Origin of the sequence: Microbacterium sp. NPDC057944, assembly GCF_042887445.1 — a bacterium.
GTDB lineage: Bacteria > Actinomycetota > Actinomycetes > Actinomycetales > Microbacteriaceae > Microbacterium > Microbacterium natoriense.
This window is the reverse complement of sequence record NZ_JBHVPJ010000002.1, coordinates 873,844-887,797: the sequence shown is the minus strand read 5'-3', so window position 1 is coordinate 887,797 and position 13,954 is coordinate 873,844. Positions and strand designations below refer to the sequence as shown.

Here is a 13,954-nt window from a genome sequence, read left to right as displayed (position 1 = left end):
TACGCGCACAACCGGAGGGAATGCGGGATACCGCACCCTGAGCGTGCCGATTCCCTAGTCTCATCAGGATCCGTCGCCGACGACGGAGCCATGACGAAGGAGTCACCGCATGTCCCACGCACTCACCGGCCTGCTCGCGGCCGCCGAAGAGGCGCCCACGTACGACGTGGCGTTCGTGCCGCCGGAGTGGGTGCTCGTGCTCCTCGGCTTCACCATGGTGCTGGCGTTCATGACGCTCATCATGACGAAGCGCCTCACGCCCATGGTGGCCCTGATCCTCGTCCCGACGGCGTTCGGGCTGTTCGCGGGGGCCGGACTCGGGCTCGGGGACATGATCCTCGACTCGATCGGCAAGATGGCGCCCACGGCGGCGCTGCTCATGTTCGCGATCATGTTCTTCGGCATCATGATCGACGTCGGACTGTTCGATCCGCTCATCCGGGTGATCACCCGCGTGCTCGGCGACGACCCGGCGAAGGTGGTGCTCGGCACGGCCATCCTCGCCGGCGCGGTGTCGCTCGACGGCGACGGCTCGACGACCTTCATCATCACGACCTCGGCGATGCTGCCCATCTACCTCCGCCTCGGCATGAGCCCGGTCGTGCTCACCTGTGTGGCCGGTCTCATGAACGGCACCCTGAACATCGTGCCGTGGGGAGGGCCGACCGTGCGCGCGGCGACGGCGCTGGGACTGCAGCCGACCGACATCTTCGTGCCGATGCTGCCCGCGCTCGGCGCCGGGCTGATCGTGACCCTCGGCTTCGCCTGGATCCTGGGGCTGCAGGAGCGCCGCCGCCTCGGTCGCCTCGACTCCGACGGGCTGCTCACGGGCGGCGACGGTGGTGCGCTGGCCACGGTGCCCAAGATCTTCCGCGGCGCTGAGCCCAAGCCCGGCGCCAGGGCGGCGCTTCGCACCGGCAACATCGTGGTGGTGGCCGGCGGACACGGTCCGGTCGCCGCGGCCAGCGTCGATCCGGCCGACACGGCGATGGCCGACACGATGCTGGATCCGGCCAGGCCCACCCTCCGCCCGAAGCTCATCTGGTTCAACCTGGTGCTCACGCTCGCCGTGATGGTGCTGCTCGTGCTCGACATCATGCCGCTGCCCTACGTCTTCATGGTGGGGGCCGGGATCGCCCTGCTCATCAACTTCCGCGGGATCAAGGACCAGGCGTCGGAGATCGTCGCCCACGCGCCGAGCATCGTCGGCGTCGTCTCGATGGTCATCGCCGCCGGCGTCCTCGTCGGGGTGCTCACCGGCACCGGCATGGTCGACGCCATGGCGAACTGGATCACGAACGTGCTTCCGCCCGCCCTCGGCCCCTTCCTCGCCCCGATCACGGGTATTCTGTCGATCCCGTTCACGTTCTTCATGTCGAACGACGCCTTCTACTTCGGCATCCTCCCGGTGCTCGCGCAGAGCGCCGCGAACTTCGGCATCGACCCGGTGGAGATGGCGAGGGCCTCGATCACAGGTCAGCCGGTGCACCTGCAGAGCCCTCTCGTCCCGGCGATCCTGCTGCTCGTCTCGCTCGCGAGCGTGAACCTGGGCGATCACCACCGCAAGGTGCTGTGGCGTGCGGCGATCGTGTCGCTCGTGATGCTCGGGGTCGGCATCCTGACCGGCGCCATCCCGTTCTTCGCCGCACAGTGAGCGCGACGGCCGGTGGACGCGCAGACTCCGCGCTCCCACCGGCCGCGCGGGAGAGCGATATGCTCAGCCCGTGATCACGCTTCTCTTCCGCTCGCTCATGTACCTGGTCTCCGCGGGCATCGGCCTCATCGTCGCCGACCTGCTGCTCCCCGGATTCCAGATCCAGTGGGACAAGTGGTGGGGCTTCGTCATCTGCATCCTGATCTTCGCGATCCTGCAGAGCGTGCTCTCCCCGTGGGTCAGCAAGCTGGCCGACCGCTACGCCCCTGTGCTGATGGGCGGCATCGGCATCTTCTCGACGCTGATCTCCCTCATCGTCGTCGTGCTGCTGCCCATCGGAGGGCTGCGCATCGTCGACGCGACGGGCTGGCTTCTGGGCGCGGTGATCGTCTGGCTCGTCACCGCGATCGGCAGCGTCGTGCTGCCGCTGATCTTCCTCAAGAAGGAAGTGCGCAACCGCCGCCGCTGACGCTCAGATCGAGTAGTCGGGGGCGGTGAGCAGCGCCCTGGTGTCTTCGCCGGCCGTGCGACTGCGCGCCTTGGCAGGGACGCCGACGAGGATGCTGTCCGCCGGCGCGTCGCGGGTCACGACGGCGTTGGCGCCGATGACCGACCCCGCGCCGATGGTGATGGGGCCGAGGATCTTCGCGCCCGCTCCCACCGCGACGCCGTCGCCGAGGGTCGGATGCCGCTTGCCCGAGTCCCGCGTGCGGCCGCCGAGGGTGACGCCGTGATAGAGCATCACGTCGTCACCCACCTCGGCGGTCTCGCCGATCACGACGCCCATGCCGTGATCGATGAAGAAGCGTCGGCCGATCGTGGCGCCGGGATGGATCTCGACGCCGGTGAGCCAGCGCGCGAGCTGCGAGCCCGCACGTGCGGGCAGCCGCAGTCCGCGACGCCACAGCGCATGCGACACGCGGTGCGCCCAGATCGCGTGGAGCCCTGGGTACAGCAGCGCGACCTCGGCGGCGCTGCGGGCCGCCGGATCGCGGAGCCTCGCTGCCGCGATGTCCTCGCGCATTCGGCCGATCATGCCCATCGGTGCGGGTCAGTCCTCGCGGAGGTCTTCGAACAGCGCCGTGGAGAGGTAGCGCTCGCCCGTGTCCGGTGCGACGACGACGATCGTCTTACCCGCGTTCTCGGGGCGCCCGGCGACCTTGAGCGCCTGCGCGACGGCGGCGCCGCTGGAGATGCCGACCAGCAGGCCCTCCCGTGCGGCGAGTGCGCGCGCGGTCGAGATGGACTCGTCGAACTCGGCGGTGATGATCTCGTCGATCACGTCGCGGTCGAGGATCGCGGGCACGAAGTTCGGGCCGATGCCCTGGATCTTCGCGGGTCCGGGGTGACCCTCGGAGAGCAGGGGGGAGTCCTTCGGCTCGACGGCGATGACCTTCACGTCGGGCTTGGCCGCCTTGAGCGCCTGGCCGGTGCCGGTGATGGTGCCGCCGGTGCCGATGCCCGCGACGAAGAAGTCGATGTCGCCGTCGGTGTCGCGGAGGATCTCCTGCGCGGTGGTCTCGCGGTGGATCTGCGGGTTCGCGGCGTTCTCGAACTGGCGGGCCCAGACGGCGCCCGGCGTGCTCTCGATGATCTCCTGCAGAGCTTCGATGGCGCCCTTCATACCCTTGGTCGGGTCGGTCAGCACGAGCTCGGCGCCGAACGCCTTGAGCAGCACGCGGCGCTCCTTGGACATCGAGGCGGGCATCGTCAGGATGACCTTGTACCCGCGCGCCGCGCCGACGAGGGCGAGGGCGATGCCGGTGTTGCCGCTCGTGGCCTCGACGATCGTGCCGCCGGGCTTCAGCTCTCCCGATGCCTCAGCAGCGTTCACGATCGCGATGCCGATGCGGTCCTTGACGCTGGATGCCGGGTTGTACGACTCGAGCTTGACGAGGACGGTGGCGTCCAGCCCGTCGGTGAGGTGGTTCAGGCGCACCAGCGGGGTGTTGCCGAACGCCGTGGTGATGTCGGAGTGGATGCCGGGCATGGAAGAGCCTTTCCTGAGCGGGGTGACTGCCGACAGCCTAGGGGAGGGGTCTATGCGCCTCGCCTTTATGACGGTCGGTTGCACTCTACGCTGGAACCCATGCCCGACACCTCGCTCGCCGCCCTCGTGCACGCCGCCGCTCAGCGTCTCGCCGAGGCCGGCGTCCCCGATCCTCTGGTCGACGCCGAGCTCCTCGCCGGGCACGTGCTCGGCCGGAGCAGGGGAGAGGTGCAGGCGGCGATCATCCGCGGCGATGCGCCGAGAGAGGAAGAGGCCGCGGCCATCGACGCCGTCGTCGTGCGTCGCGCGGCGAGGGAGCCGCTGCAGCACATCACGGGGACGGCGCCCTTCCGCCAGCTCGAGCTCGCGGTCGGCCCTGGGGTCTTCGTGCCGAGGCCGGAGACCGAGACCGTGGTCCAGTACGCGATCGACGCGCTTCTCGCCGCGGCCGAGCCCGAGCCGATCGGCATCGATCTGGGCACGGGCAGCGGCGCGATCGCCCTCGCGATGGCGACCGAGGTGCCGCACGCGCGGGTCTTCGCCGCCGAGCTCTCGCCCGAGGCATACCCGTGGGCGCGGAGGAACACCGAGGGCGTCGCGAACCTCACCCTCGTCAACGAAGACCTCGCCCATGCGTTCCGCGACCTCGCCGGCACGGCATCCGTCGTCATCTCCAACCCTCCGTACGTCCCCGACGCCGCGATCCCGCGCGACCCGGAGGTGCGGCTGTTCGATCCGGCCATGGCGCTGTACGGGGGAGAGGACGGACTCGACATCGTGCGCATCCTCAGCACCAGGGGTCTGGAGCTGCTGCGAGGCGGCGGGCTCCTCGTGCTGGAGCACGGCGAGCTGCAGGGCGAGCAGATCCGCAGCATCCTGGCGGCAGACGGGTGGCGTGCGACGGCGACCCACCGCGATCTCACCCTTCGCGACCGCGTGACGACGGCCGTCCGCCCCTGACCGGTGGCCCCACAGCCATCCCCGACTAGAATCGACCCGTCATGTCTTCCATCTTCGACTGCGGCGATGAGTCGCAGCTTCTCGCCGGTATGCGCCACGCGCGTCAGGCGATCAGCCGCGGCGAGCTCATCGTGATCCCCACCGACACCGTGTACGGCGTGGCCGCCGACGCCTTCTCGCCGACGGCCGTGCAGCGGCTCCTCGACGCCAAGGGCCGAGGGCGCAACCAGCCCCCGCCCGTCCTGATCGGCTCGCGCAACACCCTCGCCGCCCTCGTGGAGAGCGTGCCGGAGCCCGTCGAGCGGCTCGTCGAGGCCTTCTGGCCGGGCGGACTCACCATCGTGCTCCCTGCGCAGCCCTCGCTGGTGTGGGACCTGGGCGAGACGAGGGGCACGGTCGCGGTGCGGATGCCGGAGGGGCGAGTCGTTCTCGAGCTGCTCGCCGAGACCGGGCCGCTCGCGGTGTCCAGCGCGAACCTCACGGGCAAGGATGCTGCGGTGTCGGCCCTCGACGCGGAGCGGATGCTCGGCGACAGCGTCGCCGTCTACCTCGCCGACGGGATGAGCCGCGACGGCATCGCCTCGACGATCATCGATGCGACGTCGCTGGTGACCCGCGGCGCCGAACCGGCCACGGGCGGCGTACGGATCCTGCGCGACGGCGCGATCTCCCGCGCCCAGCTCGAAGAGGTCATCGGCGACCTTCTGGAGCCGGCCCTCGATCCGTCCGAAGAGGACGGGGATTCGTGAAGCAGTACCTCTTCACGATCATCCTCACCGCCGCGATCACGTTCGCACTGACCTCGGCGGTGTGGCGGCTCAGCCTCCGCTTCAAGCTCTACCCGAGCATCCGCGAGCGCGATGTGCACAAGACGCCCACGCCGCGCCTTGGCGGTGTGGCGATCTTCCTCGGCATCGCCGTCGCGATGCTCGTCTCCGCGGCCAATCCGTTCTTCGCCACGATCTGGACGCCGCCCCAGGCGATCTGGTCCATCCTCGGTGCCTCCCTGCTGATCGCGATCATCGGCGTCGTCGACGACCTGTGGGATCTCGACTGGATGATCAAGCTGGGGGCGCAGTTCCTCGCGGCCGCGATCATCACCATCGGCGGCGGCCTGCAGATCCTCTCGCTGCCGTTCGGGGACATGCTCGTCTTCTCCAGCTGGTTGAGCATCACCATGACGATGTTCGCGATCGTGATCGTCATGAACGCGGTGAACTTCATCGACGGGCTCGACGGGCTCGTCGCCGGCGTCTGCCTCATCGCGAACGGCGTGTTCTTCGCCTACTCGTACATCGTGACCCGTGACACCGGCGCCTCGACGTTCTTCAACCTCTCCACCTTCATCGCCGCGGTCCTGATCGGCGCGTGCCTGGGCTTCCTGCCCCTGAACTGGAGTCCAGCGAAGATCTTCATGGGAGACTCCGGGGCGCTGGTGATCGGGCTCCTGATGGCCACGTCGGCGATCTCCCTCACCGGTCAGCTCGACCCGTCCATGATCGATCCGGAGCGCATCGGCCGCTCGGGTCTCCTCGGCGCGTTCATCCCGATCCTGCTGCCGCTGCTCGTGGTGCTGCTGCCCCTTCTCGACTTCGGCCTCGCCGTGCTCCGCCGCATGAGCGCCGGCCGGTCGCCGTTCTCTCCCGACCGCAAGCACCTCCACCACCGGATGCTGGACCTCGGTCACCGCGACCGCGACGCCGTCCTCATCTTCTACGCGTGGACCGCCGTGATCTCGCTCGCCGTGCTCCTCATGTACGTCGGCGCGCGCGAGGACTGGCCCGGTCAGTACCTTCCCGGCGTCGCCTTCGGCGTCGTGGGAATCGCCGCCTGCCTCGTCATCACCCTGAACCCCTCCCGCCGCAGGACGCACGCGGCGGGCGCTGCACCCGACCCGACACCTGTGGAGTCCTGATGAGCCCGAGCCCCGTTTCCAGCACGCCGATCCTTCGGCGCACTCTGATCTGGTCGGCGGTGGCCACGGGCATCCTCGCGGTCATCGCCGGAGGCGTCGGCTACATCGTCGCCCAGGGGCAGGGTCTCGTGAGCGGACTGCTCGGAGTCCTGCTCGCCGCGCTCTTCCTCGCGATCACCGGCATCAGCATCCTCGTCGCCAACCGCTGGTACGGGGATCCGCTGTACGTGCAGCTGTTCTTCGCGATCGTCCTCGGCGGGTGGCTGCTCAAGCTCGGCGTCTTCGTCGTCGTGATGATCCTGCTCAGCGGGCAGCCGTGGATCCACCCGATGGTGTTCTTCCTCTCCATCGTCGCCGGGGTGCTGATGTCCCTCGTCATCGACGTGCTCGTGCTGACGAGGATGCGCCTGCCCCACGTGAGCGACACCACTCTGCCGACCGAGGTGCCCGAGGATCGCGCGCCGGGGGCCGCGAATGGTACTCCCGAGGGCGGCTCCGCGTCTTAGGAGACCCTCAGATTCTGATAGGGTTGACACGTGCCCGCCGCTCGTCCGCGAGCGCTTGCGCTGTGAAGCACACCGACCATCGTCGCCCCGGTTCTGACCGGTGCCCCGAAGCTGGAGCCCGCGCTGTTCAATCTTGCTGCGACCCTGATGCCACGACTCGCCACTGATGGCGAGTTCCACGGACCTTCGATCGACGAGTTCTTCCCGGAGATCCTCTTCAATATCGCGGGTATCCCCGTCCACCGGATCCACCTCGTCCAGTTCCTCTCGGTCATCGCGATCGTCGTGATCCTGGTTCTGGGTACTCGCCGGATGAAGGTCGTCCCCGGGCGCTTCCAGAGCCTCGTGGAGATGGGCCTGGGCTTCGTCCGCGGCGGCATCGCCCACGACCTGCTCGGGCGCAAGGACGGCGACCGGTTCCTGCCGATCCTCACCACGATCTTCTTCATGGTGCTGTTCATGAACATCACGGGCATCATCCCGTTCCTGAACATCGCCGGAACGAGCATCGCCGCGGTCCCGCTTCTGCTGGCCGTCGTGAGCTACGTCACCTTCATCTACGCCGGCATCCGCCGCCACGGCTTCCGCTTCTTCAAGAACGCGCTGCTGCCGCAGGGCGTTCCCGGTTTCGCGCTCCCGATCGTCGCAGTGATCGAGCTGGTCTCGACCTTCATCCTGCGCCCGGTCACCCTCATGCTCCGACTCCTGATGAACATGGTCGTCGGTCACATGCTCCTGGTGCTGTGCTTCTCGGCCACCCAGTTCTTCTTCTTCACCGCAGGTGGCGGCTGGGCCGCCCTCGGTGTCGGAACCCTCGCCTTCGGCGGCGCCTTCACCCTCTTCGAGGTGCTGGTTGCAGTCCTGCAGGCATACGTCTTCACCGTCCTCACCGCGGTCTACATCCAGCTCGCGGTCGCAGAAGAGCACTGAGCGGGTCGGCAACAGCCTTCCCACCCAACGAAAGGAAAAACCCGTGGACGCTACTACGGTTCTCGCAGACATCAACGGTCACCTCGCAGCTGTCGGCTACGGCCTCGCAGCCATCGGCCCGGCCATCGGTGTGGGCATCGTCGTCGGCAAGACCATCGAGGGTGTTGCCCGTCAGCCCGAGCTGGCCGGTCGCCTTCAGGTCCTCATGTGGATCGGTATCGCCTTCACCGAGGCGCTTGCGTTCGTCGGCATCGCCGTCGGATTCATCCCCTTCCCGTAATCCGCACCGATCTCTGAAGGAGACAGGATGCTGAACGCTCTTGTCACGAACCTCGCGGCGGAGGGGGAACCCAAGAACCCCCTCATCCCCGAGTGGTACGACATCATCTGGTCGGGCCTGTGGTTCGTCGTCATCCTCATCGTCGTGTGGAAGGTCGCCCTTCCCAGGTTCACGAAGATGCTCGACGAGCGCTCCGCTGCGATCGAGGGCAACATCGCCAAGGCCGACGAGGCTCAGAAGCAGGCCGAGGCCGCGCTCGAGGAGTACACGCGTCAGCTGGCCGAGGCTCGCACCGAAGCCGGTGAGATCCGCGAGGCCGCCCGTGAGGACGGCAAGAAGATCGTCGCCGAGGCGAAGGACGCCGCGTCCACCGAGGCCGCGCGCATCACGGCCACCGCGCACACGCAGATCGAAGCCGAGCGCCAGGCGGCGTTCGTCTCGCTGCGCAGCGAGGTGGGCTCGCTCGCCATCGACCTCGCCGGCGGCGTGGTCGGCGAGACGCTCTCCGACGATGCACGTGCGACGGCGGTCGTCGACCGCTTCCTCGCAGACCTCGAGGCATCCGAGAAGGCGGCTCAGTAATGGGCAGCGCGACCACTCAGGCACTCGCGGCATCCACTGAGGCGCTTGCCGCGGCGTCGTCCGTCAGCATCGACACTGCGCGCGAGCTGTTCGCCGCCGCGCACGCCGTTGGCGAGTCGTCGCATCTGAGCGGCGCGCTGGCCGACCCCGCGGCTCCGGCCGCGGCGCGACAGAACGTCGTGGCAGCGGTGTTCGGCGGGTTCTCCCAGGACGTGCAGAACGTCCTGAAGACCGTCGTCGCCGAGCGCTGGTCGAACGCCGATGAGCTCATCGACGGCATCCAGGAGCTGGCCATCCGCGCAGCGGCGATCGCCGACCCGAAGGCCGACATCGAGGGCGAGCTGTTCAGCTTCTCCCGCGTGATCGCCCAGAACTCCGAGCTCGAGCTCGCCCTCGGCAGCCGTCTCGGGGGAGAGGACGCCAAGGTCGCTCTCGTCGAGCGTCTGCTCTCCGGCGGCGTCAGCACGGGTACGTCCGTCATCGTGTCGTCGCTGGTCCGCCAGCCGCGCGACCGTCGAGTGCGTCAGCTGCTGAGCCGGGCGATGAACATCGTCTCCAGCCAGCGCGGACGCGTCGTCGCCACGGTGCACAGCGCCTCGCCGCTCAGCGAGGCTCAGCGCACCAGGCTCAGCGCGGCTCTCTCGAGCCGCTACGAGGGTCAGGTCTCGCTCAACGTCGTCATCGACCCTGCCGTGGTCGGAGGTCTGCGCGTGCAGATCGCCGATGACGTCATCGACGGCAGCATCTCCGCTCGACTCGCAGATCTTCGCCAGAAGCTCGCGGGCTAACACGACTTCGCGCGGGGAACCGCGCACCCAGATACAAAGGGAAGACAATGGCAGAACTATCGATCAGCCCCGACGTCATCCGTGACGCGCTGAAGGACTTCGCCGCAGCATACGAGCCCACCGGCGCCGCAGCGACCGAGGTCGGCACCGTCATCGACGCCGCCGACGGCATCGCGCACGTCGAGGGACTGCCGGGCGTCATGGCGAACGAACTCGTCACCTTCGCCGACGGGACCAAGGGCCTGGCCCTGAACCTCGAAGAGCACGAGATCGGCGTGGTCGTCCTCGGCGACTTCACCGGCATCCAGGCCGGCATGGAGGTCACCCGCACCGGTGAGGTCCTCTCGGTCCCCGTCGGCGACGGCTACCTCGGCCGCGTGGTCGACCCGCTCGGCAACCCGATCGACGGCCTCGGCTCGATCGCCACCGACGGCGTTCGCGAGCTCGAGCTGCAGGCGCCTGGCGTCATGCAGCGCAAGTCGGTCCACGAGCCGATGCAGACCGGCATCAAGGCGATCGACGCCATGATCCCCGTCGGCCGCGGTCAGCGTCAGCTGATCATCGGCGACCGCCAGACCGGCAAGACGGCCATCGCGATCGACACGATCATCAACCAGAAGGCCAACTGGGAGTCCGGCGACGTCACCAAGCAGGTGCGCTGCATCTACGTGGCGATCGGTCAGAAGGGCTCGACCATCGCTTCGGTGAAGGGCGCGCTCGAAGAGGCCGGCGCTCTGGAGTACACCACGATCGTGGCCGCTCCGGCATCCGACCCCGCCGGCTTCAAGTACCTCGCCCCCTACACCGGCTCGGCCATCGGCCAGCACTGGATGTACGGCGGCAAGCACGTCCTCATCATCTTCGACGACCTGTCGAAGCAGGCCGAGGCCTACCGTGCCGTCTCCCTGCTCCTCCGCCGCCCGCCGGGCCGCGAGGCCTACCCGGGTGACGTCTTCTACCTGCACTCCCGTCTGCTGGAGCGTTGCGCGAAGCTGTCCGACGAGCTCGGCGCAGGGTCGATGACCGGTCTTCCGATCATCGAGACCAAGGCCAACGACGTCTCGGCGTACATCCCGACCAACGTGATCTCGATCACCGACGGCCAGATCTTCCTCCAGTCCGACCTCTTCAACGCCAACCAGCGTCCGGCGGTCGACGTGGGTATCTCGGTCTCGCGAGTCGGCGGTGACGCTCAGGTCAAGTCGATCAAGAAGGTCTCCGGAACGCTGAAGCTCGAGCTGGCGCAGTACCGCTCGCTCGAGGCCTTCGCGATGTTCGCGTCCGACCTCGACCAGGCCTCGCGTCGTCAGCTCTCGCGCGGCGCGCGTCTGACCGAGCTGCTCAAGCAGCCGCAGTACTCGCCGTACCCCGTCGAGGAGCAGGTCGTCTCGATCTGGGCCGGCACCAACGGCAAGCTCGACTCGATCGAGGTCGAGGACGTGCTGCGGTTCGAGCGCGAGCTCCTGGACTACCTGCGTCGCAACACCAAGGTGCTCGACACGCTGCGTGAGACCAACGTCCTCGATGACGACACGGTCGCGGAGCTGTCGAAGCAGACGGATGCCTTCATCCTGGAGTTCCAGGGCGGCAAGGGCCACGCCATCGGCGCCCCTGGTCACGAGGAGCACGCTGCAGCCGAGGCTGAGGACGTCAACCAGGAGAAGATCGTCAAGGGTCGTCGCGCGTAATCGCGCGGGGTACTGAAACATGGGCGCTCAACTCAGGGTCTACAAGCAGAAGATCTCTTCTGCTCAGACGACCAAGAAGATCACGAAGGCGATGGAACTCATCGCGGCTTCGCGCATCCAGAAGGCGATGGCACGCGTCAAGGCGTCCAGCCCCTTCGCGCGGGCCGTGACGAGGGCTGTGTCCGCCGTCGCGACGCACTCGAACGTCGACCACCCGCTCACCCGTGAGCCCGAGAACATCCGCCGCTCCGCGGTCGTGATCTTCTCGTCGGACCGCGGTCTCGCCGGTGCCTTCAACTCGCAGATCCTCCGTGAGGGTCTCGAGGTGGCCGAGCTCCTGCGCGAGCAGGGCAAGGAGCCGGTGTTCTACCTCATCGGCCGCAAGGCCGTGGGCTACTTCCAGTTCCGCCGCCTCACCGCGGCGGCGGAGTGGACCGGCGACACCGACACCCCGACGTTCCACACCGCGGAGGAGATCTCGGCCACGCTGCTCGAGGCCTTCACCCGCGGGGGAGACGCCGGCGGCGTGGATGAGATCCACCTCGTCTTCAACCGCTTCGTCAGCATGATGACGCAGGAGCCGGAATCCGTGCGCCTGCTTCCGCTGGAGATCGCGGAGGCCGACGAGTCGGAGGCCGGGAACACCGTGTACCCGCTCTACGAGTTCGAGCCGGATGCCGAGACCGTGCTGGACGCGATCCTGCCGGTGTACATCCAGAGCCGCGTCTTCAACGCGCTTCTGCAGTCGTCCGCCGCGAAGCAGGCCGCGACGCAGAAGGCGATGAAGTCCGCCAGCGACAACGCCGACAAGCTCATCACCGACTACACCCGTCTGCGCAACAACGCGCGCCAGGCGGAGATCACGCAGCAGATCGCAGAGATCGTCGGCGGCGCCGACGCGCTCTCGTCGAGCAAATAGACCATCAGGAGAGAGACGAAAATGACCCCCACCGCCACGGCTGACAAGCCGGCGACCGCGGTCGTCGGGCGCGTCGCACGCGTCAACGGTCCGGTTGTCGACATCGAGTTCCCGCACGACTCGATCCCCGACATCTACAACGCGCTGAAGACCACGATCGTCATCGGCGAGGAGTCCACCGAGATCACGCTCGAGGTCGCTCAGCACCTCGGCGACGACCTCGTCCGCGCCATCGCCCTCAAGCCCACGGACGGCATCGTCCGCGGCCAGGAGGTTCGCGACACCGGAGAGGCCATCTCGGTCCCCGTCGGCGACGTGACCAAGGGCAAGGTCTTCAACGTGATCGGCGAGGTCCTCAACGGCGAGCCCGGTGAGACCATCGAGGTCACCGAGCGCTGGCCGATCCACCGCAAGGCGCCGAACTTCGACCAGCTCGAGTCGAAGACCACCATGTTCGAGACCGGCATCAAGTCGATCGACCTCCTGACCCCCTACGTGCAGGGTGGAAAGATCGGTCTGTTCGGTGGAGCCGGTGTCGGCAAGACCGTCCTCATCCAGGAGATGATCCAGCGCGTCGCGCAGGACCACGGTGGTGTGTCGGTGTTCGCCGGTGTCGGTGAGCGCACCCGTGAGGGCAACGACCTCATCCACGAGATGGAGGAGGCGGGCGTCTTCGACAAGACCGCCCTCGTCTTCGGCCAGATGGACGAGCCGCCGGGGACGCGTCTGCGCGTCGCCCTCTCGGCGCTGACGATGGCGGAGTACTTCCGCGACGTGCAGAAGCAGGACGTGCTGCTCTTCATCGACAACATCTTCCGCTTCACGCAGGCCGGTTCCGAGGTCTCCACGCTGCTCGGCCGCATGCCGTCCGCCGTGGGTTACCAGCCGAACCTCGCCGACGAGATGGGCCTCCTCCAGGAGCGCATCACCTCGACGCGCGGTCACTCGATCACCTCGCTGCAGGCGATCTACGTGCCGGCCGATGACTACACCGACCCGGCTCCGGCGACCACCTTCGCCCACCTCGACGCCACCACGGAGCTCTCGCGTGAGATCGCGTCGAAGGGTCTGTACCCGGCCATCGATCCGCTGACCTCGACGTCGCGCATCATGGACCCTCGGTACTTGGGCGAGGACCACTACCGCGTCGCGACCACCGTCAAGCAGATCCTCCAGAAGAACAAGGAGCTGCAGGAGATCATCGCCATCCTCGGTGTCGACGAGCTCTCCGAGGAAGACAAGATCGTCGTGGCCCGCGCCCGTCGCATCCAGCAGTTCCTCTCGCAGAACACCTACATGGCCAAGAAGTTCACGGGTGTCGAGGGTTCGACCGTCCCGCTCAAGGAGACCATCGAGTCGTTCGATGCGATCACCCGCGGTGACTTCGACCACGTCGCCGAGCAGGCGTTCTTCAACGTCGGCGGCATCTCCGACGTCGAAGAGCAGTGGGCCAAGATCCAGAAGGAGAATGCCTGACCATGGCGCTGCATGTCAGCCTCGTCTCCGCTGAGGCGGAGGTCTGGACGGGAGAGGCGAGCCTCGTGGTCGCCAAGACCGTCGAGGGTGAGATCGGCTTCATGACCGGCCACGAGCCGGTGCTGGCCATCCTCGCCGAGGGCCAGGTCCGCATCACCCAGGAAGACGGCACCAAGGTGCTGGCGAACGCTCAGGACGGATTCCTCTCCATGGAGGGCAACAACCTGACGATCGTCGCCGGCAACGCGGCTCTCATCGCCTGATCA

General features: G+C 67.8%; 16 protein-coding genes. 14 read left to right on the top strand and 2 right to left on the bottom strand.

Features of this window, described 5'->3' with window-relative positions:
• Window positions 1–109: 109 nt before the first annotated feature.
• Both ACFVRO_RS13715 and ACFVRO_RS13710 read left to right on the top strand, forming a co-directional pair.
• On the top strand, window positions 110–1,654 hold the full coding sequence (locus ACFVRO_RS13715) for a CitMHS family transporter (RefSeq protein WP_105674702.1): 1,545 nt from the start codon (window positions 110–112) through the stop codon (window positions 1,652–1,654).
• Window positions 1,655–1,724: 70 nt separating this feature from the next.
• Entirely contained in the window at window positions 1,725–2,123 is a 399-nt protein-coding gene (locus ACFVRO_RS13710) for a phage holin family protein (RefSeq protein ID WP_105674700.1), read from the top strand.
• A 3-nt stretch (window positions 2,124–2,126) separates the two neighbouring features.
• Here the strand turns inward: ACFVRO_RS13710 and epsC are convergent, their stop codons facing one another.
• Window positions 2,127–2,696 (bottom strand): serine O-acetyltransferase EpsC, encoded by a 570-nt coding sequence (gene epsC / locus ACFVRO_RS13705; protein ID WP_105674698.1) that lies wholly within the window; start codon window positions 2,694–2,696, stop codon window positions 2,127–2,129.
• A gap of 9 nt (window positions 2,697–2,705) precedes the next feature.
• A complete protein-coding gene (cysK, locus tag ACFVRO_RS13700) occupies window positions 2,706–3,644 on the bottom strand; it encodes a cysteine synthase A (protein WP_386953189.1) in 939 nt (312 codons plus the stop codon).
• A 99-nt stretch (window positions 3,645–3,743) separates the two neighbouring features.
• Here cysK and prmC point away from each other — a divergent pair, with 99 nt between their 5' ends.
• The 12 genes from prmC (at window position 3,744) to ACFVRO_RS13640 (ending at window position 13,951) form a co-directional block, all read left to right on the top strand.
• A complete protein-coding gene (gene prmC / locus ACFVRO_RS13695; RefSeq protein ID WP_386953186.1) occupies window positions 3,744–4,604 on the top strand; it encodes a peptide chain release factor N(5)-glutamine methyltransferase in 861 nt (286 codons plus the stop codon).
• 41 nt (window positions 4,605–4,645) lie between these two features.
• Window positions 4,646–5,353: an L-threonylcarbamoyladenylate synthase gene (locus ACFVRO_RS13690; protein WP_105674692.1), complete on the top strand. Its 708-nt coding sequence runs from the start codon at window positions 4,646–4,648 to the stop codon at window positions 5,351–5,353.
• Window positions 5,350–6,519 carry a glycosyltransferase family 4 protein gene (locus ACFVRO_RS13685; protein WP_105674690.1) on the top strand — a complete coding sequence of 390 codons (1,170 nt, stop codon included), beginning with the start codon at window positions 5,350–5,352 and terminating at the stop codon, window positions 6,517–6,519. The genes ACFVRO_RS13690 and ACFVRO_RS13685 overlap by 4 nt, the downstream gene beginning before the upstream one ends.
• Window positions 6,519–7,025 carry a hypothetical protein gene (locus ACFVRO_RS13680; RefSeq protein ID WP_386953182.1) on the top strand — a complete coding sequence of 169 codons (507 nt, stop codon included), beginning with the start codon at window positions 6,519–6,521 and terminating at the stop codon, window positions 7,023–7,025. The genes ACFVRO_RS13685 and ACFVRO_RS13680 overlap by 1 nt, the downstream gene beginning before the upstream one ends.
• 147 nt (window positions 7,026–7,172) lie before the next feature.
• On the top strand, window positions 7,173–7,955 hold the full coding sequence (gene atpB / locus ACFVRO_RS13675) for a F0F1 ATP synthase subunit A (protein WP_386953180.1): 783 nt from the start codon (window positions 7,173–7,175) through the stop codon (window positions 7,953–7,955).
• 43 nt (window positions 7,956–7,998) lie between these two features.
• Complete coding sequence (gene atpE, locus ACFVRO_RS13670; RefSeq protein WP_067198640.1) at window positions 7,999–8,235, top strand: ATP synthase F0 subunit C; 237 nt, start codon at window positions 7,999–8,001, stop codon at window positions 8,233–8,235.
• Between the two features lie 27 nt (window positions 8,236–8,262).
• Window positions 8,263–8,817 carry a F0F1 ATP synthase subunit B gene (locus ACFVRO_RS13665; RefSeq protein WP_386953178.1) on the top strand — a complete coding sequence of 185 codons (555 nt, stop codon included), beginning with the start codon at window positions 8,263–8,265 and terminating at the stop codon, window positions 8,815–8,817.
• The gene (locus ACFVRO_RS13660; protein ID WP_223586639.1) at window positions 8,817–9,605 is read left to right on the top strand and encodes a F0F1 ATP synthase subunit delta; all 789 of its coding nucleotides are present in this window, start codon (window positions 8,817–8,819) and stop codon (window positions 9,603–9,605) included. Before ACFVRO_RS13665 ends, ACFVRO_RS13660 begins: the two co-directional genes overlap by 1 nt.
• Window positions 9,606–9,652: 47 nt before the next feature.
• Window positions 9,653–11,293 carry a F0F1 ATP synthase subunit alpha gene (gene atpA / locus ACFVRO_RS13655; RefSeq protein WP_105674678.1) on the top strand — a complete coding sequence of 547 codons (1,641 nt, stop codon included), beginning with the start codon at window positions 9,653–9,655 and terminating at the stop codon, window positions 11,291–11,293.
• 19 nt (window positions 11,294–11,312) lie between these two features.
• Entirely contained in the window at window positions 11,313–12,212 is a 900-nt protein-coding gene (locus tag ACFVRO_RS13650; RefSeq protein WP_105674676.1) for a F0F1 ATP synthase subunit gamma, read from the top strand.
• A gap of 21 nt (window positions 12,213–12,233) precedes the next feature.
• Window positions 12,234–13,688 (top strand): F0F1 ATP synthase subunit beta, encoded by a 1,455-nt coding sequence (atpD, locus tag ACFVRO_RS13645; protein WP_105674674.1) that lies wholly within the window; start codon window positions 12,234–12,236, stop codon window positions 13,686–13,688.
• Between the two features lie 2 nt (window positions 13,689–13,690).
• A complete protein-coding gene (locus ACFVRO_RS13640) occupies window positions 13,691–13,951 on the top strand; it encodes a F0F1 ATP synthase subunit epsilon (protein WP_045258871.1) in 261 nt (86 codons plus the stop codon).
• The last annotated feature ends 3 nt before the right edge of the window (window positions 13,952–13,954 follow it).

What these genes read in the sequence shown, in the direction of transcription:
- ACFVRO_RS13715 (WP_105674702.1), top strand. Translation starts at nt 110, where the DNA reads ATGTCCCACGCACTCACCGGCCTGCTCGCGGCCGCCGAAGAGGCGCCC.
- epsC (WP_105674698.1), bottom strand. Translation starts at nt 2,696, where the DNA reads ATGGGCATGATCGGCCGAATGCGCGAGGACATCGCGGCAGCGAGGCTC.
- cysK (WP_386953189.1), bottom strand. Translation starts at nt 3,644, where the DNA reads ATGCCCGGCATCCACTCCGACATCACCACGGCGTTCGGCAACACCCCG.
- prmC (WP_386953186.1), top strand. Translation starts at nt 3,744, where the DNA reads ATGCCCGACACCTCGCTCGCCGCCCTCGTGCACGCCGCCGCTCAGCGT.
- ACFVRO_RS13690 (WP_105674692.1), top strand. Translation starts at nt 4,646, where the DNA reads ATGTCTTCCATCTTCGACTGCGGCGATGAGTCGCAGCTTCTCGCCGGT.
- ACFVRO_RS13680 (WP_386953182.1), top strand. Translation starts at nt 6,519, where the DNA reads ATGAGCCCGAGCCCCGTTTCCAGCACGCCGATCCTTCGGCGCACTCTG.
- atpB (WP_386953180.1), top strand. Translation starts at nt 7,173, where the DNA reads ATGCCACGACTCGCCACTGATGGCGAGTTCCACGGACCTTCGATCGAC.
- ACFVRO_RS13665 (WP_386953178.1), top strand. Translation starts at nt 8,263, where the DNA reads ATGCTGAACGCTCTTGTCACGAACCTCGCGGCGGAGGGGGAACCCAAG.
- ACFVRO_RS13660 (WP_223586639.1), top strand. Translation starts at nt 8,817, where the DNA reads ATGGGCAGCGCGACCACTCAGGCACTCGCGGCATCCACTGAGGCGCTT.
- atpA (WP_105674678.1), top strand. Translation starts at nt 9,653, where the DNA reads ATGGCAGAACTATCGATCAGCCCCGACGTCATCCGTGACGCGCTGAAG.
- ACFVRO_RS13650 (WP_105674676.1), top strand. Translation starts at nt 11,313, where the DNA reads ATGGGCGCTCAACTCAGGGTCTACAAGCAGAAGATCTCTTCTGCTCAG.
- atpD (WP_105674674.1), top strand. Translation starts at nt 12,234, where the DNA reads ATGACCCCCACCGCCACGGCTGACAAGCCGGCGACCGCGGTCGTCGGG.
- ACFVRO_RS13640 (WP_045258871.1), top strand. Translation starts at nt 13,691, where the DNA reads ATGGCGCTGCATGTCAGCCTCGTCTCCGCTGAGGCGGAGGTCTGGACG.